Annotated in this window: 21 protein-coding genes; 12 read left to right on the forward strand and 9 right to left on the reverse strand. The window is 65.1% G+C overall.

The genetic code is table 11. From position 1 onward, the window contains the following. Positions 1-20: 20 nt before the first annotated feature. Genes G391_RS0107960 through G391_RS0107970 form a run of 3 tightly spaced genes read left to right on the forward strand, consistent with a single transcriptional unit; the run spans position 21 to position 3,799 of the window. Positions 21-2,765, forward strand: a complete 2,745-nt coding sequence (locus G391_RS0107960; protein WP_029087049.1) for a valine--tRNA ligase — start codon at positions 21-23, stop codon at positions 2,763-2,765. Further along, a complete protein-coding gene (locus tag G391_RS0107965; protein ID WP_029087050.1) occupies positions 2,762-3,496 on the forward strand; it encodes a TlyA family RNA methyltransferase in 735 nt (244 codons plus the stop codon). Before G391_RS0107960 ends, G391_RS0107965 begins: the two co-directional genes overlap by 4 nt. Positions 3,497-3,520: 24 nt before the next feature. Next, a complete protein-coding gene (locus G391_RS0107970) occupies positions 3,521-3,799 on the forward strand; it encodes a hypothetical protein (RefSeq protein WP_156893886.1) in 279 nt (92 codons plus the stop codon). A 71-nt stretch (positions 3,800-3,870) separates the two neighbouring features. Here the strand turns inward: G391_RS0107970 and G391_RS15175 are convergent, their stop codons facing one another. Continuing rightward, the gene (locus tag G391_RS15175; RefSeq protein ID WP_029087052.1) at positions 3,871-4,503 is read right to left on the reverse strand and encodes a glycine zipper 2TM domain-containing protein; all 633 of its coding nucleotides are present in this window, start codon (positions 4,501-4,503) and stop codon (positions 3,871-3,873) included. Positions 4,504-4,714: 211 nt separating this feature from the next. On the opposite strand from G391_RS15175, the gene G391_RS0107980 reads away from it, so the two are divergent. Genes G391_RS0107980 through G391_RS0107990 form a run of 3 tightly spaced genes read left to right on the forward strand, consistent with a single transcriptional unit; the run spans position 4,715 to position 7,116 of the window. After that, complete coding sequence (locus G391_RS0107980) at positions 4,715-5,971, forward strand: class I SAM-dependent RNA methyltransferase (RefSeq protein ID WP_029087053.1); 1,257 nt, start codon at positions 4,715-4,717, stop codon at positions 5,969-5,971. Between the two features lie 20 nt (positions 5,972-5,991). Next, on the forward strand, positions 5,992-6,303 hold the full coding sequence (locus G391_RS0107985; protein ID WP_029087054.1) for a GNAT family N-acetyltransferase: 312 nt from the start codon (positions 5,992-5,994) through the stop codon (positions 6,301-6,303). A 30-nt stretch (positions 6,304-6,333) separates the two neighbouring features. After that, a complete protein-coding gene (locus tag G391_RS0107990; RefSeq protein WP_029087055.1) occupies positions 6,334-7,116 on the forward strand; it encodes a thiazole synthase in 783 nt (260 codons plus the stop codon). A 60-nt stretch (positions 7,117-7,176) separates the two neighbouring features. Here the strand turns inward: G391_RS0107990 and G391_RS0107995 are convergent, their stop codons facing one another. From G391_RS0107995 to G391_RS0108010, 4 genes are all read right to left on the reverse strand, one after another. Continuing rightward, the gene (locus G391_RS0107995; protein WP_051257228.1) at positions 7,177-9,324 is read right to left on the reverse strand and encodes a TonB-dependent receptor; all 2,148 of its coding nucleotides are present in this window, start codon (positions 9,322-9,324) and stop codon (positions 7,177-7,179) included. A 105-nt stretch (positions 9,325-9,429) separates the two neighbouring features. Continuing rightward, the gene (locus tag G391_RS0108000) at positions 9,430-10,206 is read right to left on the reverse strand and encodes a DsbA family protein (RefSeq protein ID WP_029087057.1); all 777 of its coding nucleotides are present in this window, start codon (positions 10,204-10,206) and stop codon (positions 9,430-9,432) included. A gap of 10 nt (positions 10,207-10,216) precedes the next feature. Beyond that, a complete protein-coding gene (locus G391_RS0108005) occupies positions 10,217-11,587 on the reverse strand; it encodes a M48 family metalloprotease (RefSeq protein ID WP_029087058.1) in 1,371 nt (456 codons plus the stop codon). A gap of 39 nt (positions 11,588-11,626) precedes the next feature. Then, positions 11,627-14,074, reverse strand: coding sequence for an Rne/Rng family ribonuclease (locus G391_RS0108010; protein ID WP_029087059.1), 2,448 nt, complete (start codon positions 14,072-14,074; stop codon positions 11,627-11,629). Between the two features lie 420 nt (positions 14,075-14,494). Between G391_RS0108010 and G391_RS0108015 the strand changes: the two genes are divergently transcribed. The 3 genes from G391_RS0108015 (at position 14,495) to prfB (ending at position 19,435) form a co-directional block, all read left to right on the forward strand. After that, a complete protein-coding gene (locus tag G391_RS0108015; RefSeq protein WP_035304161.1) occupies positions 14,495-15,691 on the forward strand; it encodes an N-acetylmuramoyl-L-alanine amidase family protein in 1,197 nt (398 codons plus the stop codon). Positions 15,692-15,795: 104 nt separating this feature from the next. Further along, a complete protein-coding gene (locus G391_RS0108020) occupies positions 15,796-18,213 on the forward strand; it encodes a penicillin-binding protein 1A (protein ID WP_035304163.1) in 2,418 nt (805 codons plus the stop codon). Between the two features lie 96 nt (positions 18,214-18,309). After that, positions 18,310-19,435, forward strand: a protein-coding gene (prfB, locus tag G391_RS0108025) for a peptide chain release factor 2 (RefSeq protein ID WP_156893887.1) whose coding sequence is annotated in 2 segments (ribosomal slippage) — positions 18,310-18,378 and positions 18,380-19,435 — 1,125 coding nt in all. Because the reading frame shifts where the segments join, the coding sequence is not laid out codon by codon here. Positions 19,436-19,488: 53 nt separating this feature from the next. Here prfB and G391_RS0108030 read toward each other — a convergent pair. From G391_RS0108030 to tyrS, 4 genes are all read right to left on the reverse strand, one after another. Next, complete coding sequence (locus G391_RS0108030; protein WP_029087063.1) at positions 19,489-20,076, reverse strand: bactofilin family protein; 588 nt, start codon at positions 20,074-20,076, stop codon at positions 19,489-19,491. Beyond that, positions 20,054-21,211, reverse strand: coding sequence for a peptidoglycan DD-metalloendopeptidase family protein (locus tag G391_RS0108035; protein WP_029087064.1), 1,158 nt, complete (start codon positions 21,209-21,211; stop codon positions 20,054-20,056). The genes G391_RS0108030 and G391_RS0108035 overlap by 23 nt, the downstream gene beginning before the upstream one ends. Positions 21,212-21,460: 249 nt before the next feature. Then, positions 21,461-21,925 carry a peroxiredoxin gene (locus G391_RS0108040; protein ID WP_029087065.1) on the reverse strand — a complete coding sequence of 155 codons (465 nt, stop codon included), beginning with the start codon at positions 21,923-21,925 and terminating at the stop codon, positions 21,461-21,463. Next, the gene (gene tyrS / locus G391_RS0108045) at positions 21,925-23,193 is read right to left on the reverse strand and encodes a tyrosine--tRNA ligase (protein ID WP_029087066.1); all 1,269 of its coding nucleotides are present in this window, start codon (positions 23,191-23,193) and stop codon (positions 21,925-21,927) included. Before tyrS ends, G391_RS0108040 begins: the two co-directional genes overlap by 1 nt. Before the next feature lie 192 nt (positions 23,194-23,385). Here tyrS and G391_RS0108050 point away from each other — a divergent pair, with 192 nt between their 5' ends. The 3 genes from G391_RS0108050 to G391_RS0108060 are packed head-to-tail and all read left to right on the forward strand — an operon-like array spanning position 23,386 to position 26,083. Continuing rightward, positions 23,386-23,931 carry a DOMON-like domain-containing protein gene (locus tag G391_RS0108050; RefSeq protein WP_029087067.1) on the forward strand — a complete coding sequence of 182 codons (546 nt, stop codon included), beginning with the start codon at positions 23,386-23,388 and terminating at the stop codon, positions 23,929-23,931. Then, positions 23,928-25,130, forward strand: a complete 1,203-nt coding sequence (locus G391_RS0108055) for an exo-beta-N-acetylmuramidase NamZ family protein (protein WP_029087068.1) — start codon at positions 23,928-23,930, stop codon at positions 25,128-25,130. The genes G391_RS0108050 and G391_RS0108055 overlap by 4 nt, the downstream gene beginning before the upstream one ends. After that, on the forward strand, positions 25,130-26,083 hold the full coding sequence (locus G391_RS0108060; RefSeq protein WP_029087069.1) for a DMT family transporter: 954 nt from the start codon (positions 25,130-25,132) through the stop codon (positions 26,081-26,083). The genes G391_RS0108055 and G391_RS0108060 overlap by 1 nt, the downstream gene beginning before the upstream one ends. The last annotated feature ends 32 nt before the right edge of the window (positions 26,084-26,115 follow it).

Here is a 26,115-nt window from a genome sequence, read left to right on the forward strand (position 1 = left end):
CCCCTATCAGCCTGAACGCCATGCTCGAAAAAACCTTTGATCCCCGCGCCGTCGAACCCCGCCTTTACGAGGCCTGGGAACAGTCTGGAGCTTTTTCACCGGACGCCGTGCTTGCGGCTGATCCGAACGCCCGGACCTATTCCATCGTCATCCCGCCGCCGAACGTGACGGGGTCGCTGCACATCGGCCATGCGCTGAACAACACGCTGCAGGACATCCTGGCCCGCTATCACCGGATGAAGGGCGAGGCGGTGCTGTGGCTGCCGGGCACGGACCACGCCGGCATCGCCACCCAGATGGTGGTTGAGCGTCAACTGGCCGCTAAAGGCAACATCAGCCGTCGCGATATGGGCCGCGACGCCTTCCTCGAAACCGTGTGGAAATGGAAGGCCGAGAGCGGTGGTACCATCGTGCGCCAGTTGCGCCGACTGGGCGCATCCTGCGACTGGTCGCGAGAGCGGTTCACCCTGGACGACGGGCTCAACGCCGCTGTGCGCAAGGTTTTCGTCGATCTGTACAAGCAGGGCCTGATCTATCGCGATAAGCGACTGGTGAACTGGGACCCGCACTTCCAGACCGCCATCTCCGACCTTGAGGTCGAGCAGAAGGAGGTCGATGGGGCCTACTGGCACTTCGCCTATCCGCTGGCCGACGGCGTGACCTATGAGCACCCGATCGCTTTCGACGACGACGGCAAGCCGATGGAATACGAAACGCGCGACTATATCGTCGTGGCGACGACGCGGCCCGAGACGATGCTGGGCGATACGGGCGTGGCGGTGCACCCCGACGATGATCGCTACAAGGGCCTGGTCGGAAAGTTCATCGACCATCCGATCACTGGTCGCCGCATCGTCATCGTGGCGGACGACTATGCTGATCCGACCAAGGGCTCCGGCGCGGTGAAGATCACCCCGGCGCACGACTTCAACGACTTCGGCGTCGGCAAGCGCGCCGGCCTGGCGGCGTTGAACGTCATGGATGCCTTCGGCCGCATCACCGCCGTCGACACACCTGATGTGCCCGCCGAGTACGAAGGCATGGACCGTTTCGCGGCACGCAAGGCCATCGTCGCCCGCGCTGAAGAGGAGGGCTGGCTCAAGGAGATCGAGAAGACCCGCCATGTGGTCCCGCACGGCGATCGCTCGGGCGTGGTCATCGAGCCGTGGCTGACGGATCAGTGGTGGGTCGATGCCTGGACCCTGGCCCAGCCGGCCATCAAGGCGGTGGAGGACGGCGACACCGTCTTTGAGCCCAGGAGCTATGAGAAGACCTATTTCGAGTGGCTTCGGAATATCGAGCCGTGGTGTGTCTCGCGACAGCTCTGGTGGGGTCACCGCATCCCGGCCTGGTACGGACCTGATGGAGAGATCTACGTCGCCGAATCCGAAGAGGATGCCCGCGAGCAGGCGCTGTCAGACTATGACCATGAGGTTGAGCTGACCCAGGACGAAGACGTCCTGGACACCTGGTTCTCGTCGGCGCTGTGGCCCTTCTCGACGATGGGGTGGCCCGAAGAGACGGACGATCTGAACCGGTTCTATCCGACCAATGACCTGGTCACCGGCTTCGACATCATCTTCTTCTGGGTCGCCCGGATGATGATGATGGGCACCCATTTCACCGGCCAGGTCCCCTTTGATCGCGTGGTCATCAACGGCCTCGTGCGCGATGAGAAGGGACAGAAGATGTCCAAATCCAAGGGGAACGTCATCGATCCTCTTGAGATCGTGGATGAACTCGGGGCCGATGCCCTGCGTCTGACCATGGCCATGCTGTCGGGCACACGCGACATCAAGTTATCCAAACAGCGCATTGAAGGTTATCGGAATTTTGGAACGAAACTGTGGAACGCTGCGCGCTTCTGTCAGGTCAATGAGTGCCGCCGCGTCGAGGGCTTTGATCCGGCCCGGGTCGAGCTGACGATCAATCGCTGGATCCGTGGCGAGCTGGCCAAGGTGACGCGCGACGTCTCGACCGCGCTGGACGCCGCCCATTTTGATGAGGCGTCCCAGGCCCTGTACCGCTTTGTCTGGAATGTCTTCTGTGACTGGTGGCTGGAGCTGGCCAAGCCGGTACTGAACGGCGATGATCTGGCGGCCCGCGATGAGACGCGGGCCATGGGAGCCTGGTTGCTTGATCAGTGTTGCCTTCTGCTGCATCCCATCATGCCGTACATCACCGAGGAGCTGTGGGCTGAGTTGGCGAAGTTCGGAGGCCCGGCGCGCCAATCAATGTTGATTTCCGCCGCTTGGCCCGAGGCCCCCGACGCCTGGATCGACGCGACGGCGGATCAGGAGATCGGCTGGCTGGTCGAGGTCGTGTCCGGCATCCGGTCGCTGAAGGCGGAAGCCAATCTGCCGGCTTCGGCCAAGCCTGACATCGCTGTTGTCGACGCGGGTGCCCAGACCCTGGCGCGGCTCGAAACCCATCGGGCGGCGATCCAGACCCTGGGCCGCGTCGGCGCGGTCGCAGCCGCCGACGAAGCGCCGAAAGGCTCGGCGCCTTTCGTCGTCGGCGAGGCGACCTGGGCCATGGCGGTGGCGGAGTTCATCGACATCCCCGCCGAGGCCGCGCGCCTGACCAAGGAGATCGCCGGCATCGACAAGGACCTGGAGGTCACCCGAAAGAAGCTCGGCAATCCCGACTTCGTCGCCCGCGCCAAGCCTGAGGTGGTCGAGGAAAACCGCCAGCGTCTGACCGACGGCGAAGCGGCGCGCGCCAAGCTGGAGGCCGCTCTCGAGCGCCTGAAGGCGGCGGGGTGAAATCTCGCCTCGACCGGCTGTTGGTCGACCTCGGCCTGTTCGACAGCCGAGCACGAGCCCAGGCGGCCATTGCAGCGGGCCTGGTCATCGTCGATGGCCAACCGGCCCGGTCCGCCAGCCAGAAGGTCGCCGACAACGCCCACATAGAGGCGAGCGAGCCGTTCTCGTGGGTCGGTCGGGGTGCCCTCAAGCTGGTGGCGGCCCTGGATCTGTGGCCGGTCGAGGTTGAAGGCCGCACGGTCCTGGACGTCGGGGCCTCCACAGGCGGCTTCACCGAGGTCGCGCTCAGCCGGGGGGCGGCAAGGGTCTATGCGGTCGATGTCGGTCGCGGCCAGCTCCACGCCAGGATTGAGGCCGACGCGCGCGTGGTGAACCTCGAGGCCACGGATGCGCGCAGTCTCAACGCCGCACTGGTCCCTGAATCGCCCAGCCTGATCGTCACGGATCTCAGCTTCATTAGCCTGACCAAGGCCCTCGGTCCCGCACTCGGCCTGGCGGGAGAGGGTGCCGACCTCATCGCCCTGGTGAAACCCCAGTTCGAACAGGACAGCCGCGCCGCCATCGGCAAGGGCGGCCTTGTCACCGATCCGGCGGCGCGTCAGGCCGCGCTGGAGAGGGTTTCAGCCTGGCTGGAAGGGGAGGGCTGGCGCGTTCGCGAAACGGCTGAAAGCCCGATCGCGGGCGGAGACGGCAATCGCGAATGGCTGGTTTGGGCGTCTCACCGGGGATAGGATCGGCGAAACCGGAGCTCACCCATGTCTGACGAGCCGAACGCACCACCTCCATCCAGTGACGTCAGGGCTGCCAATCTCCTGAATGGGAGCGTGCTTGTCGTCCTGGGGCTGGCCGTCTGGTCCCTCGTCGTCTGGATTGCCGCTGGGGCGGTTCCGACCCTCGCCCAAGACCTTAGCGAAGGTATCTGGCTCAGCCGGGCCTGGATGAGCCTGTTTTGGTGTTTCGTCGGCCCCTGGATGGGCTTCGTCGCGATCCGCGCCGGTGTTCGGCTGGTTCGGCAAAACCTCGGTTCCAAATAGGCAGAAGCCCCCGGCGGATTTCTCCGCCGGGGGCTTCCTACACATCGTCGATCGACAGGGGGGCTGAAGACTTAATCGACGATGCGATACTGGCCGTAGCCGTCCGGGCAGACGCGGACGCGTCGCTCGTAGCGGCCATCGGAAACATTGGCTGAGCGGCAACCGTTGCGGTCTTCGCGGCCATAAACCTGGCTGGGATGGATCGTGTAGCTCTGCTGGCCGTAGCCGTACTGGCCATAGCCCTGCTGACCGTACCCACGTTGGTCGTAGTAGCCGCGGTCGTAGCCTTGATAGCCGTAGCCCGACTGGTTGCCGTAGCTGCCGTACTGGTAGCCGTATTGGCTGTCGTACTGACGCCCGTACTGGTTGCTGTAGTAGTCGCTGTCGCACGCGGCGTTCTGGCGACCGACGCCGGCACCGATCGCCGCGCCGATGGCACCACCCAGCACGCCGCCTTCGGTCCGTGCGCCGTCAGAGGCGATGGAAGAACCGGCGGCAGCACCTAGGACCGCCCCAATCAGGGCACCGGCGGTCGAGCCTTGGCGCTGATCGCGTTCGCACTGGTCGTAGTAGGGCTGTTGCTGGTTGTTATAATAGCCGTCCTGATAGCCGTAGTAGGACTGAGCCTGGGCGGCGGCCGGGATGGCCAGGGCGCTCACCGCAGCCAGGGCCGCGACAGCAGAAATCGTCTTGGGGGTACGCATCATTCAGCTCCCTTCGTCTGGGGGTGGCAGCAGGAAGAAGTCCTGCGCCGCTCCGTTGATGACCCTTTTAGAGAGGCCAAGCTGAACGGGTTTTGATAGGGTTGTTCATGTTCGTTCATCAGCCTGAACGGGCATTTCCAAGCCCAACAAGGGATCGGGCTCTTTCGCCGGGTGAACGGCTTTGGCAAAAGCACCCATGCGCCGAAAAAAAGTGAGCTCGAATCCCCAGACGCACGAACTTCTCGTTCGTGAGGTCGGCGCGCGCGGCGATGGCCTGGCGGTCGACGAGGCTGGCCATCGGGCATTTGTGCCGCTGACCCTGGCCGCAGAACGGGTTCGAGCTCGGGTCGAGGGTGATCGTGGAGAGCTGCTTGAGGTTCTGACGGCCAGCCCAGACCGGGTTGATCCCCCGTGCCCACACTATGGGGTGTGCGGAGGCTGCGCGCTCCAGCATTGGAGTATGGACGGGCAGCTGGCCTGGAAATCCGATCAGGTGCGTCAGGCTCTGGCTCGCGAGGGGATCGAGACAGAGATCCGCTCGGTCATCGCGACCCCGCCTGGGTCGCGGCGGCGCGTGGCCCTGCACGCCCGCCCTGGCCCGAATGGACCGCGCCTGGGATTCAAGGGGCGGCGGTCATGGACGGTAACCGATATCCAGACCTGTCTGATTGCCGACCCCCGCATTGTCGCGGCGCTGCCCGGACTTCGGACGCTGGCAGCAGCATTCCTGGATCATCCCAAGTCCGCCCCGACCCTGCGGGTCACGGCGACGGAAACCGGGCTCGATATTGAGGTGTCGGGCGTTGAGCGGAAATCCGGGGGTTTGAGTGCCGACCGTCAGATGCAGGCAGCGGAAGCCGCCGGCGCGCTGGACCTGGCCCGGCTGACGCTGGGGGGAGAGCCGCTCTATCAGGCGCGACGACCGGTGGTGCGGATCGGCTCAGCGCAGGTTGAGCCGCCGCCGGGTGCTTTCCTGCAAGCCGCGCCTGGGGCGGAAGCCGCGATGCAGGCTGCCTGTGTCGCCGCGGTTCAAGGGGCCAGTCGCGCCGCCGATCTTTTCTGTGGCCTGGGATCTTTCGCCCTGCCGATGGCCGAGCAGGTGCCGGTGCTGGCCGCAGATTCCGCCGGTGAATCGATTGAAGCCCTAAAGGCGGCGGCGCGGACACCAGGCCTCAAGCCGATCCAGGCCGTGACCCGCGACCTGTTCCGCGAGCCCGTTTCAGCCATGGAACTCAGGGGCTGTGACGTCATCGTCTTTGACCCCCCGCGGGCGGGCGGGTTCGAACAGGCCCGCGAGATCGCCGTTTCGGATGCCGTGCGGGTGGTCGGTATCTCGTGCAATCCGACGACCTTCGCCCGCGATGCGCGGGCCCTGGTCGACGCGGGCTGGCGGCTGGAACACGTTACGCCTGTGGACCAGTTCCTGTGGTCGGCGCATATAGAGTTGATTGGTGTCTTTGAACGTTAGTGGGTTCACCCAGGATCGACATGCCAGACAAGACCACACCCGTCGTTCACAACATTCCCGACCATCGGTTTGAGATCGTCGAAGACGGCCTGATGGCTTTTGCCGACTATCAGCCGGTCGAGGGAGCCTGGATCATGGACCACACCGAGGTGCCGCCGGAGTGGGAAGGGCAGGGAGTGGCCTCGGCCCTTGTGACCGCGGCCGTGGCCGCCGCCCGCAAGGCGGGCCTGAAGATCATCCCGACCTGTTCCTACGTCGCGCTGTGGATGAAACGGCACAAGGAGGCCCAGGATCTGATACCTGCCGACTTTCGTGAGGCGCTGGGGCTTTAAGCCGCTACCGGGAAGGTCTAGTTCCTTCGCATGACCCAAACCTCCCCGGACACCTGGACCGTTGCCGGACGGACCTTCATCTCACGTTTGATCGTCGGCACGGGCAAGTACGCAGACTATGCCCAGAATGCAGCCGCCGCCGAGGCGGCGGGTGCCGAAATCGTCACCGTGGCCCTGCGCCGGGTGAATCTTTCGGACCCGTCCCAGCCGATGCTGGTCGACTATGTGAAGCCGGACCGGTTCACCTTCCTGCCCAATACCGCCGGCTGTTTCACCGGCGAGGACGCGGTGCGGACCCTGCGGCTGGCGCGCGAGGCGGGCGGCTGGAATTTGGTCAAGCTGGAGGTACTGTCGGACACGCCGCACCTGTATCCCGATATGCCGGAAACGGTGCGGGCGCTGGAGATGTTGGTCAAGGACGGCTTTGACGTCATGGTCTATTGCACCGACGACGTGGTCATGGCGCGACATCTAGAAGAGGCCGGGGCCGCCGCCATCATGCCGGCCGCCGCTCCGATCGGGTCGGGCCTGGGGATTCAGAACAGGGTCAATATCCGGCTGATCGTCGAACAGGCCAAGGTGCCCGTGCTGGTCGATGCCGGGGTCGGCACGGCGTCGGATGCGACCATCGCCATGGAACTGGGCTGTGATGCGGTGCTGATGAATACCGCCATCGCGCAGGCGAGGGACCCCATCCTCATGGCCTCGGCCATGAAACACGCGGTGATCGCGGGTCGTGAAGCGTATCTGGCGGGGCGTATGCCTCAGCGGCGCTACGCCAGCGCGTCCAGCCCTCTGTCGGGGCTGATCTAGGTTCTACGGCCACCAAGGCGCAGGCCCGCACAAGGATGCGCGGGCCTCCCGAGGGATCAACTAGAATCGGGCGGTCAAACCCACTCGGAACGACCGAGGCGCGCCCGGCGTAATATTGTTGTTGGTGTGGGCCGAGGCAAAATAGTCTTCGTCGAACAGGTTCTCGACATTCAGCTGAAGGTCGATGCTGTCATTCAGCCCGTAGTAGAGCGCGCCGTCGATGCGGGTGTAGGCGGGCATCACCTGGGTGTTGTCGGCGTTGGCGAACCGCTCGCCCTCGTAGATCACGCCGGCACCCGCGCCGAATCTCGGCGTGAGGTCGTACCGCGTCCAGACCGAGAAGCTGTGCTCGGCGGTGTTGGCCAGACGGTTGCCTGCCAGCACCGTCGCTGATTGGTTGGCCGTGATTTCAGCCTCCAGCCAGGTGTAGGCCCCGATGATCGTCCATTGAGCATTGATCCGGCCGGTGGCACCCAGCTCCAGCCCGCGGCTCCGCTGGCCGTCGACGAGGATCGACTGGCCCGGATTGGCCGGATCGGGCACGACCACATTGGTTCGGTCGAGCTGGAAGAGGGCAGCCGTCAGGCTGAGGATCGGAGACACGTCCCACTTGGTCCCGACTTCATAGTTGTCGAACTGCTCGGGTTCGAAAGCCGAGTTGGCGGCCGTCAGGGAGGTGAGCTGCTCGCCTGAGCGCGGAAGGAAGCTGCGCGAATAGCTGGCATAGAAGGCCAGATTGTCCTGGGGCTTGAAGACCAGGCCCAGGCGCGGCGACCACAGGTCGTCCGTGGTGCTGAGGCGTGCGCCCGTTCGGCGGTTCAGGAAGTCGACCTCAAAGGTGTCGTAGCGCAGCCCAATCAGGAGCTGAAGCTGTTCGGTCAGCTCGATCTGGTCCTGGACGTACAAGGCCATGACCTGCGCCTGGCCGTCATTGCTGGCATCCGTGGCGCTGGGCGTGAAGGTGATCGGCAGATTGATCGTCGGATTGGTGACCGGCGCAGTGATCTGCGTGGCGACCCCGCCGAAATAGCCAGTCTGCCGGAGGTTCTCGGTGTCCTGATGACCGAACTCGAAGCCGGCCAGCAGGGTATGCTCTACGCCGCCCAGGCGGGTTTCATAGATCAGGTCAGTCTGGCTCAGCAGGTTCGTGCGCTGGGTGGCATTGTTGTATGCCGAGATGGAAACCAGCGTGCCTGCGCCGTTTACCGCGCCCGGGAAAACGTTCTGGTAGAACTTGTCATAATCCGCGACCCGCGTGCGGTTGCGCAGCGTCAGGCCATTGCCAAACTCGTGCATGACGTGGGCGCTGAAGGCATCGACATCGGTGTCGGTCGGGCTGAGGGCCGGGTCGCCGAAGAAGACGCTCTGATAGCCTTCCAGTGGCGCGGCTGGATTGGCGCGTGTCCCGCCCGGGTTGGCCGGTACGCCGCGGTCGGCGATGCGGCGGTCCTCGAAGTGTTCGTAGCCCAGCTCGATCAATGTGCCGGTGCTGGTGCGGAAGGTCGCCGTCGGATTGATGCCGAACCGCTCATAGGTCACGCCGTCGCGATAGCTGCCGGAGTCCTGATACAGGCCGACGATCCGAAGTGCTGCTGACGGGCTGAGTTCCAGGCTGTAGTCGATCGTGCCTCGGAAGTGGTCGTCCGAGCCGGCCTCGAGGTGAAGTTCGTTTTCGTGACCCCAGCCCGCCTGACGGGTCACACGGTTAAGCAGGCCTCCCAGACCGCCACGACCGAAGGCCATGGCGTTGGGGCCACGCAGGATCTCAACACGGTCGATATTGTAGAGGTCGCGATAGTACTGGGTGTCGTCACGCAGGCCGTCGGTGAAATAGTCGGCCGTCGAGGTGTTGCCGCGGAAAACCAACGCATCACGGTTGCCCTCGCCCTGAGCGTAGCCGACGCCCGGAACATAGCGAACCACATCGGCCATGCTTTGCAGAGCCAGGTCGTCGATCTGGTCACGAGTCACGACCGAGATAGCCTGGGGCGTATCGATCAACGCCGTGTCGGTGTGCGTTGCCGAGGTGGTGGCGTTGGCGTTGTAGACGGGCGCGCGCTGGCCGCGGACCTCAACCGGGGCAATCTCTGTGCCGGGCTGGCCCTGGTTGTCCGCCCCCGCATCGTAGGGTTGGGCCAGAACAGCCGAAGGCAAGGCGGTGGCTGCCAGGGCGAGGGCAAGGAACGAGACGCGGTTGAGACTAGACATAGGGGATTCCCGAGACGGCAGAGGTTTCGGGCGTTCCCCTAGATCAGACGCGAATGCTTCGCAATCAAATTGCGATCCAGTCGCAAAATTGGACCTGGTTGTGGGCTATGCGCCACTCTGGGCCGCGTCGATGGCCGCCTGGAGGTCATCCGTGGAACGGGCATTCACCAACTCACCGTTGACGATGAACGTCGGTGTTCCCGACAGGCCGATGTTGCGGGCCAGGGTCATGATGTCGGTCAGGTGCTGACCCGTCTCAGCATTGGCGATGTCGGCACGGGCGCGCGTCATGTCCACACCGTTGGCGGCCAAGATGGCATCCACACTGACTTGGTCGATGGTCTGGGCCGACATCAGGGCCTGGTGGACGGCGGGGTAGCGACCCTGGTGCCAGGCGGCCAGGGCGGCCCGCGCCGCATATTCGGACAACGGCTCGTCACGATCGAGGATCGGCCACTCCTTGAAGACGAAGCGAACGTCGGGATTGGCTTCGACCAGCTGCATGAACGGCTCGGCGACCTGTTTGCAGTAGGGGCAACGGTAGTCGAAGAACTGAACCACGGTGACCCGGGCGTTGTGCGGTCCGATGGCCGGATCGCGCGGGTCCTGATTGAGAGTCGTGAGGTGCTGTGAGATGGCCGCGCGAGCGGCCTGTTGCAGGGCGGCGCTTTCCTGTTGCTGGAGCCGGGTGGACGCCTCACGGAGGATCTCAGGATTGTTGAGCAGGGCCGATCGAACGGGCTGCGTCATCCCGCCCGGCACGAACGGACTCGCCGCCAGGATCAAGGCCAAGAGAGACACCACCAAAGCCGCCCAGCCCGGATTGAAACGGTCGAGCAGGCTGGTTTCGGATTTGGGTTCCGGCGGCGGTGTGTCCGTCATTCAGTCTCTCTCAGTTCTGCTGGGACCGGTCGAGTTCCTCGATATCCTCAAGGCTGGCCCCGGTGGCCAGAATAATGTCGACAGCTCGGCGATAGGAGGCGGTTCCCGGTGTTAGCCGAGCCCTTGCAAACACAGCCGTACGCTGGGCCTCTTCCATCTCGCGGATCGAGAAATGGTATTCGGCCTGGGCCAGGCGAGCCTCACCATCATTGCCGGCCGTGCCGTAGGCCTGGGCCATCAGGAGGTAGGCGAAGGGATTGTCGCGCTCATAGGTCAGGGACCGATGCAGCTCTGAGATGGCTTCATCCAGTCGAGCGGGGTTCTCCTGAGCGATAATCGCCTGGGCCAGGTTGACGCGCAGGAGGCCGGCGTCGGGAAGCAGTTCCACCGAACGACGATGCGCCGGCTCTGCTTCGGCGGGACGGCCGCCCTCGAAAAGGACCTGACCCTTGAGCTCCCACAGGAAGGGGTTGTCGGGATGCTCTTCAAGCAGGGCGTCGATCTGGTTCAGGGCATCATCGATATTCGAGGCACGATAGGCCGCGATCGCACGCGCATAGCGGGCCTCATACGACGTATCGGTCGCCGGGTAGCGCAGCAGCGTATAGGCCGGCGCGTTCAGAAACGCATAGAGCTTGGCCTGCATCACACGGTGCTGGAACAGGGCTTCTTCGGTGTCGACCACATCGTAGTGGGCCTGCCCTTGAACGCGACGGCGCAGGCCGGCGATCCGGTCGCTGGACAGGGGGTGGCTACGGAAAAAGGGAAAGCGCCGTTCGTCAGAGAACAGTTCCTGATAGCGGAACTCCTCAAAGAACTCGACCAGGCCTTGCCCCGAAACGCCGGCAGCTTCCAGGGCGGTGGCGGCCGCCTGGTCAGCGGCGGCTTCCTGGCTGCGCGAGTAGGTCAGGGCGCTCAGGGTGCCAAAATAGTTTGAGCTGCCAATCAGAGCGGCCCCCGCATCGGGGGCACCGGCCAGGGCCGCCAGGACTCCGAGGCCCATCGTCAGCAGGAACGGTTGCATGCCCGCGCGCTCGATGTCCCCGCGGATCGTATGGCCGGCCGACAAATGGCCCGCCTCGTGAGCCAGGACGCCCAGGAACTGATTGGGCGTATCCGCCTCCAGAATCAGGCCTGTATGAAACCCCATGCGCTGGCCCTGTGTGGCAAACGCGTTCAGGGTCGGGTCATTGACCAGCAGGATGGTGACGTCGTCTGGATCAAGTCCGGAGGCTTCCAGGATCGGGTCGGCCCCCTCCCGGATAATCATCTCGATTTCTGTGTCTCGGATCAGGGACTGGGCCTGGGCGACGATAGGAGTCGCCGCCCAGAGCGTTGCCGCTGTGATTGCCGCGAGCCATCCGCGTCGGGGTTGGGACATATTGTCTCCTCCTTGGCTCGTGCTCGCGCCGCGACGGTGTCAGCGACCCAGCCGCCACCACCCCCGCTTGGGTTTTTCAGGCGGGGCGGTGATCTCGCCCTCAGGCAATGGCAATTCTGAGGCCACCGGTTTCGGTTCAATCTGGACCGCCTCGGCGACCTCGACGACCGTGACTGGCTCTTCGACAGGGACGGGGACGGGTTCGGGCGCGGCTTCGGCCACCACGATCTCCTCGATCGATGCCTCGGCGGTTTCCACTTCGGCGACGGCCTCACCTTCGGTCACCTCGGCGACGAAGGCAGGCGTTTCGGCGTTGCGCGGCGATCGGCGGCGGACCCGACGGCGACGGCCTTCGCTGGGCGCGGTCGCCACCGGCTCACTGTCAGGCGTTTCAGGTGCCTGAATCGTAGCATCATCGGCTGCCGAAACCACCGGTTCGGGGCGCCCCCGAGGGGCTCGATCAAGGGGGTCGAACCAGACATAGGGATCTTCGAGAGACGGCGTGCGACCCCGCACCCAAACATAGGTTCCGTCACGGCCGCCGTCGCCGTCACGACCGCGACGACCGCCACGGCGACCTCGACGGCGACGACGTGATCCGCCGTCCTCGTCTTCGTCGTCAGCGGGGCCTTCCGTGACGACCTCGCTGTCAGCGACCGGGTCACCTTCGTTGCGACGGCCACCGCGCCGGCGGCGACGGCGGCGTCCGCCGCGACCGCCTTCGCGGTCTTCGGCGTCTTCGAGTGCCGCCAGCGACTGATCGTCGTCGGCATCTTCCTGGTCTTCGTCCAGGTCCTCGTCTTCCGGCTCATCGTCGGGGAAGGATTCGTCGGCCTCGTCTTCGGGGCGGTAGGAGACGCGCTCACGCGTGACAGCAGCAACGACCGGCGGCGGCGGCACTTCGATGTCGAGGCGCTGGATGGCCGTCTCACCATTGGCGAGGTGATCATCGATCTGGACGGTCACGAAGAGGCCGGCCACTGCGTGCAGGCGCGCCAGGGTGTCGCGCTTGTGATTAAGGATATAGAGGGCCACGGCGGCGGGCGCGCGCAGGACAATGGCCCCTTCGCCCTTGCCGGCTTCGGCTTCGGCCGCCCGCATGGCCAGCAGCGCGCTCGATTCGGTGGAGCGGACGCGCCCCGACCCACCACAGTGTTCGCAAACGTGGGTCACGCCTTCCAGCAGGCCCATACGGCGGCGCTGGCGGCTGATCTCCATCAGTCCGAACTGGGAAATCTTGCCCATCTGTAGCCGGGCGCGATCGCTTTCGAGTGCCGAGGCCAGGGCCTTTTCGACCGCCCGGTTGTTCTTCGACTCATCCATGTCGATGAAGTCGATGACGATCAGGCCGGCCAGATCGCGCAGCCGCATCTGACGCGCCGCTTCTTCGGCGGCCTCCAGATTGGTCTTGAGCGCGGTTGCCTCGATGTTGCGTTCCTTGGTGGCCTTGCCCGAGTTCACGTCGATGGCGACCAGGGCCTCGGTCTGGTTGATGACCAGATAGCCGCCGGACTTGAGCGGCACCGTCGGAGTCTGGAGCTGGGCCAGGACATCCTCGACCTTGTGCTTGACGAAAAGCGGTGTGGTGCCTTCGTAAAGCTGAACCTTCTTGGCCAGGGACGGTGACAGAACCCGCATGAAGTCGCGCGCCTCGCGCCAGGCGTCCTCGCCTTCGACCTGCAGGCTCTCGAAGTCCTTGTCGAACATGTCGCGCACGGCCCGACGCACCAGATCCTCTTCCTGATAGATCAGGCTTGGCGCGTGGGAATTGAGCGTCGTTTCGCGAATGTCTTCCCAGAGGCGCAGCAGATACTCGTAGTCGCGCTTGATCTCGGTCTTGGTCCGCTTGGCCCCTGCCGTGCGGATGATCAGACCCATGCCGTGCGGCACATCCAGGGACTGGGCGACGGCCTTCAGACGTTTGCGGTCCGTGGCGCTGGTGATCTTGCGCGAGATGCCGCCGCCCTTGCCGGTGTTGGGCATCAGCACACAGTAGCGGCCGGCCAGTGACATGCGCGTGGTCAGGGCCGCGCCCTTGGCACCGCGCTCTTCCTTGACGACCTGAACCAGCAGGATCTGGCGCCGCCGGATCACTTCCTGAATCTTGTAGCGCCGCATCAGGCGACGGCGCAGCTTGGCCTCGTCGGCGGACAGGCCTTCGTCGTTGTCAGCCTCCGCCTCGGCTTCGGCCTTCTCTTCCTCGGTTTCCGCCTCAGCCATGATGGCCTCGCGGTCGGCGACCGGGATCTGATAGTAGTCCGGGTGGATTTCGTTGAAGGCCAGGAAGCCGTGACGGTTCCCGCCGTACTCGACGAAGGCGGCCTGAAGGCTGGGTTCTACCCGCGTGACCTTGGCCAGATAGATGTTGCCGCGAAGCTGTTTGCGATCGCGGCTTTCGAAATCGAAATCCTCAACCCGGCGGTCGTTGACGACGGCGACGCGGGTTTCTTCCGCGTGCGCCGCATCGATCAGCATAATTTTGGACATGGTGGTGGTTGTCTCCGGGGCGCGCCGAAGCCAGGCGTCCATCACGGACGCGGGCGGCTCGCCTGAATGGCAGGGGGGATGGCGCACACGCGATCAGGTCGCTGAAAGCGATCCCTGAAATCAGCCTGTTGGCGGCGGTGCGGCCCATGGGGTCGTGTCTCAGTCGGTCGCGCTGCAAGGCGCGGTGGGGGACGTATCGTCAGGGCCAAAAGACCATCTGTGCGACACGCCGGGGGGCAAACCCTTGTAGTCGCTTCCCTTGGGTTAGGTAGCTGGGTCGGCTTGCCCCTTTTAGCAAGAGGCGGCCCCGAAAAGAAAGGTGTCGCGTGAGACGAATTTGTCCACGGCCTTAACCCTTTTCCAGCGTCGCTCTGGCATGATTGACGCCAAGCGTTTGGAGAAGCCGACGTGGGCGCGTCTGTGAGTAAGGTTTTCGGAAGTTCGCGACGGCTGGCCATAGGCCTGACCGCGCTTGTGGCATTTGTCGTCGCGGCCTTCGCCGCCGGACAAGGCCTCGCCGATGGCCCGCGCCAGGATGACGTCGTGCAGATTCGCTTTGGCGGGGACGCCCAGCGGACCCGGGTGGTCGTCGAGCTGACCCGTTCCGCCAGCGCCAGAATCGAACAGGGCGAGGCCCCGCCGGAACTGTCGGTGCTTCTGCCCGGCGTCAATGCGGGAGAGGGCCTGTCCGGCCCGGGGGCCGGCCTGGTCCGTAGCTATGAAATGTCAGCGCGCAGCAACGGGGCGCGTCTCCGGCTCAATCTGACACGCTCGGCCGAGGTCAGCCGTCGCTTCCTCTTGCCACCGGGCGATGGAGTGCGGGTGTATCGCTACGTCATTGATCTGGCAGCCCCGGGCGCGGCCCCGCGTGATGAGGCGCGCGCCGCCCCGCCTCCGGTCACAGAGCGCCAACGCCCGCAGCCGCCGTCGCGGCAGATCATTGTCATTGATGCCGGCCACGGCGGAACGGACCCAGGGGCCCTGGGGGCCAACCATCACGAGCGCGAGCTTACTCTGGCGGCGGCGCTGGAGCTGCGCCGCCAGCTGGAAGCAACGGGTCGTTACCGCGTGGTGATGACGCGCTCGACGGATGTGCTGGTCCCACATGCGCGCCGTGTCGCGATTGCTCGCGATGCCGGAGCCGACCTGTTCATCTCTCTGCATGCTGATTCGAGCCAAAACCCTGCAACGCGGGGGGCCAGTGTCTATACCTTGTCTGACCGAGGGGCCGACCGGGCCGCCCGTCAGGCCTTGGGCGGAGGGCCCTACGGCGGCATCGACCTGCCGGCGGGTGATCCTGCTGTGCGCCGCGTCCTTCTGGACCTGACCCAGCGGGCGACGATGAATCGGTCGTCGGTGTTCGCCGGATCCCTGCTCAACCAGCTCGGCACCGAAGCGCCGCTGTTGCAGCGCAGTCATCGCGACGAGAATCTGGCGGTCCTGCTGGCACCGGATGTTCCGGCGGTGCTGCTGGAGATGGGGTTCATCACCAACAGCGAAGACGCTGAGTTCATGGGAAACCAGGACGGCAGGCGTCGACTGATGGGGGCCGTGGTGCGGGCGATTGACGCCTATTTCCAGCCCGGTCCGACCGCGATTGGCGCGGCTTTGCCCTAAGGCACCTTCCCCCCGGCGGCGGCTCCGGCTAAATCCACCTGAGCGGCCCGCGCAGCGGCCGGGCCAGGGAGTTTGTCGTGCAGACAGCCGAGCGTTGGTTTGTCATGGTCGGGATCGGGATTCTCGGCTTTGTGGCGCTCGCCGGCATGGTCGTTGCGCTATACACGGCCTATCTGTTCCATGATCTGCCCGATGCGGGCGAACTGGCGGACTATCGGCCACCGACGGCCACGCGCGTCTATGCCTGGGATGGAACCCTGATCGGTGAATTCTCGGAAGAGCGCCGCATCTTCGTGCCCTATCGCGAAATTCCGCCCGTCGTGATTCAGGCCTTCCTGGCCGCGGAGGACAAGCACTTCTTCCAGCACGGCGGGATTGATGTCGCGGGCTTTGGTCGGGCTATGGCCAACAATGTGATCAATCTGGCGCAGGGGCGCCGACTGGAAGGTGGCTCGACCATCACCCAGCAGGTCGCCAAGAATGTCCTGCTGACCAGCGACACGACGATCGGACGGAAGGTTCGTGAGGCTATTCTGGCGCAGCGCCTGGAGTCGGTGCTGACCAAGGAACAGATCCTCGAACTGTACCTGAACGAGATCTTCCTGGGCTACCGGTCCTATGGCGTGGCGGCGGCGGCCTACAACTATTTCGGCAAATCGCTGGACGAACTGACTCCGGCGGAAGCGGCCTTCCTGGCGGCGCTGCCCAAGGGGCCGAACAACTATCACCCGCGAGAACAAACCCAGGCGGCTATCGGCCGTCGGAACTGGATCCTGGGTCAGATGACCGAGCAGGGCTGGCTCACCGAGGCTCAGCGCCAGGAGGCGGCAGCGGCGCCGCTGGTGGTTCGCGATGCACCCGTGCGGGCGGAGTACCAGGACGCCGACTATTTCGTCGAAGAGGCCCGCCGGATTGCCCTGCGGACGTGGGGGCAGGACGTCAATCGCGGTGGCTACTACATGCGGACGACCCTGGACCCACGGCTCCAGTCAATGGCGCGCGATTCGCTCATGCGGGGGCTGGAAACCTATGACCGGCGCCATGGCTGGCGGGGGGCCTGGGGGCAAACCGAGATCAGCGAGGGCTGGCAGGCGCGTGCATCGGCTGAAAGCCCGCCGTCGGAACGCCGCGCCTGGCAGGCGGCGGTTGTCGAGTCCGTCTCGGGCAACACGGTTCGTATTCTGCTGGCGTCAGACGGCTCGGAGGCCGGGCTCCTGGCTTCAGACGCAGCCTGGGCCAATGCTGGGGCGGGGCTGTCGCGCGGGGATCTGATTTTCGTCGAGCCGCTGGACGGCGGAGCCTATGGCCTGCGTCAGATACCTGAGGTGAACGGCGCGCTGGTGGCGATCGAGCCCTGGTCGGGCCGGGTCGTGGCCATGGTCGGCGGCTATTCCTATTCGTTGTCGAGCTTCAACCGGGCCACGCAGGCGATGCGTCAGCCGGGATCAGCCTTCAAACCGTTCGTCTATGCCACGGCACTTGAAACAGACTTTACGCCGACGTCGATCATCGTCGACGGTCCGATCACCCTGGTCGGAGCGGGCGGCCAGACGTGGAGTCCGCAGAACTACAGCCGTCGCTACTATGGTCCGACCACCTTGCGTCGAGGTCTGGAGCTGTCGCGAAATGCGATGACGGTGCGTTTGGCCCAAAGGATCGGCATGGAGCGGGTGCGCGACGACGCCATCCGCTACGGCGTCGTCGACGAGATGGAGCCGGTTCTGTCCATGGCCCTGGGGGCCGGAGAAACGACGGCCTTACGTCTGACGGGGGCCTATGCGGCCTTTGCCAACGGGGGGCGGCGCGTGCGCCCGCACCTGATCGAGCTGGTTCAGAACCGCAACGGTCAGACGATCTGGAGCGCCGAAAACAACATCGACCCGACCCGGTCCTGTCCGACCTGCGAGCGCAACTTTGATGGGCGAGAGAGCCCGCGCGTGGCTGCACGCGGCGAGCAGGTCATGGATCCGATCACGGCCTATCAGATCACCTCGATGCTGGAAGGCGTCGTCCAGCGGGGGACCGCCACTTCGGCCCGTGTGCTGGGCCGACCGGTTGCCGGCAAGACCGGGACGACCAACAATTATCGCTCTGCCTGGTTCGTCGGCTACACGCCGGACCTGATCGTCGGGGTCTTCATCGGCTTTGACGACAACCGATCGCTGGGCTCGGGGGAAGCCGGCGGTGTGACCGCGGTGCCTATCTTTGTCGACTTCATGCAGGAAGCCATGCGCGGCCGCCCCGTGCTTCAGTTCGCCCGTCCGCAAAATGCCATCTGGCGCAACGTGAACGGGATCGAGGAAGCCTTCCGTCCGGGCTCGGAAGCCCTGCGCCGGCAGCTCGAAGAGGAAGAGGTGGTCCGCCCTGCCGCGACTGGCGAGCGTCCGACCTATGCCCCGGTCGACGGTGTTCCCTACAGTCCCGGACCGCGCGTGCCGCCCGATGAACTGCCGACGCCGCCGCCGGATGCGGCCCCGCCGCCCAGAACCCCGCCGCCCGAAGACCTGAGCGGGTTGTACTGACGGCACCCGGCCTTTGCGTTTTAGCTGTGATGGCCTATCTGACGGGCCTTCGGCGATGCGGATCGCCATGAATGACGTGTCACTGAGAGATTGACCATGCGACTGGATGTCGAGGCCATGTCGGCCGACATCGAGCAGAGCCTTGCTCTGCTCAGGAGGCGACTTTGACTGGGAGCCGGCCCTTCGAAAACTCGATGAGCTGAACGCTCGGGTCGAGGACCCGACGCTGTGGGACAACCCCGACGAGGCCCAGGCTGTCAGTCGCGAACGCGCCCGCCTGGAAGGCCAGATCAACGGCGTGAAGCAGATGCAGACCGGTCTGGAAGAGGCGGTGATGCTGTCCGAGATGGCGGATGAAGAGGGCGATGAGGCGGCCCTTGAAGACGCGCGGGCCCAGCTTCGGTCGATCAAGGAGCGCGCCGCCCGGGCCGAGCTGGAAGCCCTGCTGTCCGGTGAGGCCGACGGCAACGATGCCTATCTCGAGGTCAATGCCGGGGCGGGCGGAACCGAGTCCTGCGACTGGGCCGGGATGCTTCTGCGCATGTACACGCGCTGGGCCAAGGCGCATGGCTATGAGGTCGAGATCGAGGCCGAGGAAGACGGCGACCAGGCTGGTATCAAGTCCGCGACCATCCTGGTGACCGGCCCCAATGCCTATGGCTGGCTCAAGTCGGAATCGGGTGTGCATCGGCTGGTTCGGATCAGTCCCTATGACGCGGCAGCCAAGCGCCATACGTCGTTCGCCTCGGTCGGTGTGTCGCCGGTGGTGGATGGCACGATCGAAATCGACATCAACCCCGCGGATGTACGAACCGACACCTATCGGGCGTCAGGATCGGGCGGGCAGCACGTCAACAAGACGGACTCGGCCGTGCGGCTGACGCACATTCCGACCAATACGGTGGTGGCCTGTCAGGCCGGGCGATCCCAACACCAGAACCGCGAACAGGCCTGGAAGATGCTGCGGGCGCGCCTGTACGAGCTGGAGCTGCAAAGGCGCGAGGCCGCCGCCCAGGCCCTGGCCGACGCCAAGACGGACATCGGGTGGGGCCACCAGATCCGATCCTACGTCCTGCAGCCCTATCAGATGGTCAAGGATCTGCGTACCGAGGTCGAGACGTCGGATACGCAAGGGGTTCTCGACGGCGACCTGGATGCCTTCATGGGCGCGGCCTTGGCCCAGCGTGTCGGTGCGACGCGCGGGGAAACGGTCGAGGAATAGAACAAGGGCGGAGCCTTTGCAGGCTCCGCCCCGGTCGTTAGCCAAAAAGGGATCTAGACCGTCGGCTTGAGGTTGACGACCTCGCCCTGGACTGCCGGTGCGGCGGGGGCCGCTGCCGGTGCCGCCGCCGGAGCGGCAGCCGGGCGGGCAGGAGCCGCGGCCTGACCCGGACGGTTCTGGAGGCAGCGTCCCTGGAAATAGGCACCGACTTCGATGGCCAGTTGTTCGTGGTTGATGTCCCCATCAACATAGGCGGTCGACATCAGCTTGACGGCCTTGCCGTTGACGGCCCCGACGACACGCCCTTTGACGTCGACGTTGTCGGCCTGGACGGTGCCTTCGACCGAGCCGGTATCACCGACGATCAGACGATTGACGCGGACATCACCCTTGACCTGACCGTCGATGGTCAGTTCGCCCTCGCCGGAGATGTTGCCTTCAAAAACCAAGTCGCGAGCCAGAACCGACGCCCCACGGGCCGGGGTCGGCGGCGCGACCGGCGCGACAGCCGGCGCGGCGGCGACCTGGGCGGTCGCGGCACCGTTCTGTTGTCCCGGAGACGGCAAATCAGGCAGCGGCGGGACCGGAACGTCGGAACGCGACTTGGGCTGCGGCGGATTATTCTTCGGCTTGTTGAACATAGTCTCCGGCTCTCATGAAACGGGCGGGGTTTTGGGGACGGCCATCGACCCACACCTCATAGTGAAGATGTACGCCGGTTGAGCGGCCGGTCGAACCCATCGCGCCGATGCGCTGACCGATACCGACCCGTTGGCCGACGGCGACGTTGAAGCCTTGCAGGTGCGCATAGCGGGTTTTGAACCCGCCGCCATGGTCGATCTCGACTGTGTTGCCGTAGCCATTGCGGACACCTGCGAAGGACACCACCCCGGGCGCGGTTGCCCGGATCGGCGTCATGTAGGGTCCTGCAAAATCCTGACCACGATGAACGGCCGGGCGACCACTGAACGGATCGAACCGAACACCGAAGCTGGAGGTCTGACGCACGCCCGTTGCAGGCCGCCCAAACGGCAGGTGCTCGGCGGTATCAGCAAGGGTTCTCATCTCCGAGAGATCGTCAGCCGCCGCCTGGATGCGGGCCGCAAAGGCTTCATCTACATCGAGAATTGTCGCCAAAGCCTCGGGGTCGTTGGCCTCGACCAAGGGGCCACCCAGCGAGTCCGGTGATCCAGCATAGGCGGCAGGGTTCAGGCCGGCCAGACGGAAGGCGAGGCGCAGACGCTCGGCCCGGCTATCGGCGAAGGTCTGGGCTCTCGAGATGAGACGCTCCTGATCCATCTGTACCGAAACGAGACGGGCAACCGGGGCTTGGTCGGGATCCTGGGACACGGCGGGGCGCAGGGCCTCTTCAGCGCCGTCAACACCCCGGAACAGGGTCATGACCTGGGTAAGGGCGGCGTGGCGACGCTCGACCGTATGCGCCAGATCATCGATCGAGCCGGACGTCGCCGTCATTCGGGCCACGGCGCTGTCGAGACGAGCCTGGAGGTCAGCGTTCATGCGCTCAGCCGAGGCGCGGGCACGATGCACGTCGCGTTCAGCGGTGAAGGTGGTGACAGCTCCCCACACGGTCCCCGCAGTGGTCATAAGGCACCAGGCCCCCAGAACGACCGCGCCGCAGGTCATCAGGATCTGTTTTCGAGGAGTCAGGACGCGACCGGTGATTTCACCGTCAGGGGTGCGGACGAAGACGTGCCGCTCAGGAAACCGGCGTTCAAAGAACCGGTGAATTCTGCCCTTGGTACGCTTGACCATTACTCTACCACCCCACAACCCGTCGAAATCATATGCAGCAAGTAGCCGCAAATGCGCAAGGGTGTTCACCTTCCGTTAACCACGATGAACGGATGACAACGCGAAATGGTTAGCTCACGGCCGATTTCTCGCGCGATAGGGGAATGAGCAACGAATCTAGATCGAATCCATGAAACCGATATTTCAGTGTGTATTCGAAGAGAAACAGATCTTCCGATACAAGATCAAAGGTTCATTCATTTGGATTTTCTACAGGCGTGTGGCGGCCACCAAAACCTCGGTCGCATGGCCCTTGACCGAGACCTTTCGCCACACCCTGGCCAGCCGGCCATCTGGCCCGACGAGGGCTGTTGCCCGCTCAATGCCCATGTAGGTGCGGCCATAAAGCTGCTTCTGGACCCAGACGCCCCAGGCCTCTGTCACCGTTCCGGCCTCATCAGAGCCGAGCAGGACGGTCAGGCCGTGTTTGGCTCGAAACCGGGCTAACTTCTTCACCGGGTCGCGCGAAACGCCGATCACCTGGACACCCAGCTTGTCAAAGTCAGGCTTGAGCGCGGAGAAATCCTGGCTCTCGACCGTACAGCCGGGGGTGTCGGCCTTGGGGTAGAAGAAGACCACGACGGGGCCGCCGGCGCGGGCCAGATCGAACTGGCCGCCATCGTCGGTCGGGAGGTGAAGGGCAGGGGCCTTCAGGCCCTCGGTCAATTCGGTCATCAGACGGGCCTCACCAGCACGATCTTTTTCTTGCCTGCCCCGAGCTTGAGCACGCCGTCGCCCGTCAGGTCGGCCTCAGTCAGGAGTTGAGCTCCGTCGGTGATCGGTGCGTCGTTCAGGCGCAAACCTCCGCCCTGGGCCAGTCGCCGGGCCTCCCCGTTGGATTGGGTCAGCCCAGCCTTGGTGGTGACGGCGGCGATCATGGCGCCGATGACCTCGTCACGCGGCAGTTCGACGGTCGGCAGGTCAGCCGAAAGCTGCCCCTTTTCGAAGGCGCTTTCGGCGGCGGCCCGCGCCGTTGTCGCCGCCTCAGCCCCATGCAGCATCGTTGTGGCCGCGTCGGCCAGGGCCTTCTTGGCGTCGTTGATTCCGGCACCTTCGAGGGCTTCCAACGCCGCGATCTCGTCCAGCGGCAGGTCGGTGAACAGGCGCAGGAACCGGCCCACGTCGGCGTCGTCGGCATTGCGCCAGAACTGCCAGTAGTCATAGGGGCTGAGCTGTTCGGCATTCAGCCAGATGGCCCCTTGCGCCGTCTTGCCCATCTTGCCGCCCGAGGCCGTGGTCAACAGCGGCGTGGTCAGGCCGAAGGCCGACTTCTGATCGACCCGCCGCACCAGATCGACCCCGGAGGTGATATTGCCCCACTGGTCCGAGCCGCCCATTTGCAGGGTCACATTGTGGCGGCGGTTCAGCTCGAGGAAGTCGACCGACTGCATCAGCATGTAGTTGAATTCCAGGAACGACATCGGCTCCTCGCGTTCCAGCCGGATACGCACGGAATCGAACGCCAGCATCCGGTTGACCGTGAAGTGCGTGCCGTAGTCGCGCAGGAACTGAACGTAGCCGTAGGTCGACAGCCACTCGTCGTTGTCGATCAGAAGCGCGTCGGTCGGCCCGTCGCCGAAGGTCAGGAATTTCTCGAACACCGTCTTGATCGAGGCAATGTTGGCTTGGATCGTTTCGTCGCTGAGGTGCGGGCGCGAGGCGTCTTTGCCGGTCGGGTCGCCGACCTTGGTGGTACCGCCGCCCATGATGACGACGGGGCGATGACCGGCCTGCTGGAGGCGGCGCAGCATCATGATCTGGATCAGGCTGCCGACATGTAACGACGGGGCCGTCGCGTCGAAGCCGATATAGGCCGAGACAATGCCGGCCGACGCCGCCTCATCCAGCTCAGCAGGATGGGTGATCTGATGGATGTAACCGCGGGCCTGAAGGGTTTTCAGGAAATCGGACTTGAAATCTGGGTCGGTCTTTGGGGAGGTCATGTCGGCTCCGTTAGCAGGGAAGCCGGCGTCCGTCAGGTGGGGAATGCGCCGGCAAATGCGGCGCAGGGGTTCGCGGGCCGCTCGCTAGATCAGCGAGCGATAATAGAGGCGGGTCTGGGACCGGGGAGCGAACATGAGGAATCCCTATGCCGCCCAGTTGACCGGCGTCAAGCGGAAGGCCACCACGGGGCCATGACTGTCACGCTTGCGCCCTTTCCAGGATCGACCGCCCCGGATCTGACGATTTCCGTCATGGCGTCGCGGCCCCGGCCGTCGAGCCTGAAGCTGGACTACGAGGTCGGCGGCGACGTTGCGGCGGTGAAAGTCCCCGGCTTCGTCAAGCGGGCGCGGGCCGATGAGCTGTGGCGGACGACCTGTTTCGAGGCCTTCGTGGCGCGGCCCGACGGCGGCTATGTCGAGATCAACCTGTCGCCCTCGGGCTTCTGGGCGGTCTATGGCTTTGACGGCTACCGCGAGGGGATGACGCCGCTGGACGGGGTCGAGGTTCGCGACAGTGAGCGGGCGCATGACGCGACCTGGATCGCGCGCACGGTCACGCTCGATCTGGATCGGCTGGGGTTGCCCATCGACCAGCCGTGGCGGATCGCCCTGTCCACCGTCATCGAAACCGCCGATGGCGCGATCTCCTATTGGGCCTTAGCGCATCCTTCGGATAAGCCGGACTTTCACCATCCCGACTCGTTCGTTCTGGAGCTGCCCCCCATGGAAAGCCAATGAAGTTCGGCATCGATCGCCTGCTTGCCGAACCCGAGCTGCGCGCGGCGCTCAAGGGCAAGCGGGTCGCGCTGCTGGGGCACCCGGCCTCGGTCACGGCGGACCTGACCCATTCGATGGATGCGCTGGTGGCCTGCCCGGACATAAACCTGACCGCCGCCTTCGGGCCGCAGCATGGGATGAAGGGCGATCTCCAGGACAATATGATGGAGACGGAGGACGAGACGGATCCGATCCACGGCATTCCGATCTTCAGCCTCTATGGCGAGGTGCGCCGTCCGACCGGCCAGTCGATGGGGACGTTCGACGTCATCCTGATCGACCTGCAGGACCTGGGCTGTCGCATCTACACCTTCGTGACGACGCTGCTCTATGTGCTGGAGGCCGCCGCCGAGCACGGCAAGGAGGTCTGGGTGCTGGATCGGCCCAATCCGGCCGGGCGACCGGTCGAGGGCACGATCCTCAGGCCCGGCTGGGAGAGCTTCGTCGGGGCCGGGCCCATGCCGATGCGCCACGGCATGACCCTGGGCGAGATGGGCCGCTGGTTCATCGACCACTTCAAGCTGGATGTGGCCTATCGCGTCATCGAGATCGAGGGCTATGACCCTGACGCCGGACCGGGTTTCGGCTGGCCGCTGAATGAGCGGGTCTGGATCAACCCCAGCCCCAATGCGCCGAACCTGTTCATGGCGCGCGACTACGCCGGAACGGTGATGCTGGAGGGCACGACGCTGTCGGAAGGGCGCGGCTCGACCCGGCCGCTGGAGCTGTTCGGAGCGCCGGACATCGATGCGCGGGCGGTGATCACCGAGATGCAGCGGCTGGCCCCGCAGTGGCTGGACAGCTGTGTGCTGCGGGATTGCTGGATCCTGCCGACCTTCCACAAGCACGCGGGCCAGCTGTGTTCGAGCGTCCAGATCCACACCGAGGGGCCGGCCTATGACCATTTCGCCTTCCAGCCCTGGCGGGTCCAGGCGCTGGGTTTCAAGGCGATCCGCAGCCTCTATCCCGACTACGATCTGTGGCGGGACTTCCCGTATGAGTACGCCTTCGGCAAGCTGCCGATCGATGTGATCAACGGCTCGCCGATCCTGCGTGAATGGGTGGATGATGCGGGGGCTGATGCGGGTGATCTGGACGCGGTGGCCAGGCCGGACGAGGCGGCCTGGGTCGAGACCCGGCGGCCCCATCTGATCTACTGATGCCCCGGGCACGGCTGCTCGGCGTCGCCTGTGGGGTCGGGTCGGGGGCCTTGTGGGGGCTGGTGTTTCTGGCGCCCAAGCTGGTTCCAGAAGCCTCGCCGATGGCCATGGCGGCGGGGCGGTATCTGGCCTATGGCCTGCTGGCCCTCATGCTGGTCCTGCCAAGGTGGAAAGCGGCGACGGCGGCTCTGGATGCGGCGGCATGGCGCGGGCTGGTCTGGCTGAGCCTGGCGGGGAACATCGTCTATTTCTGCCTGCTGGTGGTCGGGGTGCATCTGGCGGGCGTCGCGGCCTCGGCCCTGATCGTCGGAATGGTGCCGGTGGCGGTGATCCTGTGGGGTCTGCGCGACCCGCAAGCGGTCCCGGTCGGCACGCTGATCCTGCCCCTGCTGCTGGCCGCCGGGGCGGTCGGATTGATCGGCTGGGACGCCTTGCAAAGGCCGGACGCCCACGCGGTCGGGGTCTGGGAGGCGATCATCGGTCTGGCCTGCGCGCTCGGTGCCCTGGTCGCCTGGTCGGTCTATGCGATCGGCAACGCCCGCTGGCTGGCCCGCAACGACCGGGTCAGCGCCCAGGACGGGTCGCTCTTGACCGGGGTGGTGACCGGTGCGCTGGCGATCCTGCTGGTCCCGGTGGCCCTGCTGGCGCCCGGGCAGGCCTGGGACGGCGAGGTCTGGCGGCGATTTCTGATGGTCAGCGCGGCTGTGGCGCTGGGGGCCTCGATCCTCGGCAACGCCCTGTGGAACCGGGCCAGCCAGTTGATGCCGCTGACGATGCTGGGCCAGATGATCGTCTTCGAGACCCTGTTCGCCCTGGTCTATGGGTTTGTCTATGAGGGCCGCTGGCCGAGCGGGATCGAGGGTCTGGCCATCGTCATGATGGTGGTCTCGGTCATCTGGTGCGTCCGGGCGCACAGGCCCGCGGCAGTGCTTGTGGCCGAGGGCGACCGCTGAGCGAAGAATGCGGGAATTTGCACTCTGAAAAC

Origin of the sequence: Brevundimonas aveniformis DSM 17977 (genome assembly GCF_000428765.1) — a bacterium.
GTDB lineage: Bacteria > Pseudomonadota > Alphaproteobacteria > Caulobacterales > Caulobacteraceae > Brevundimonas > Brevundimonas aveniformis.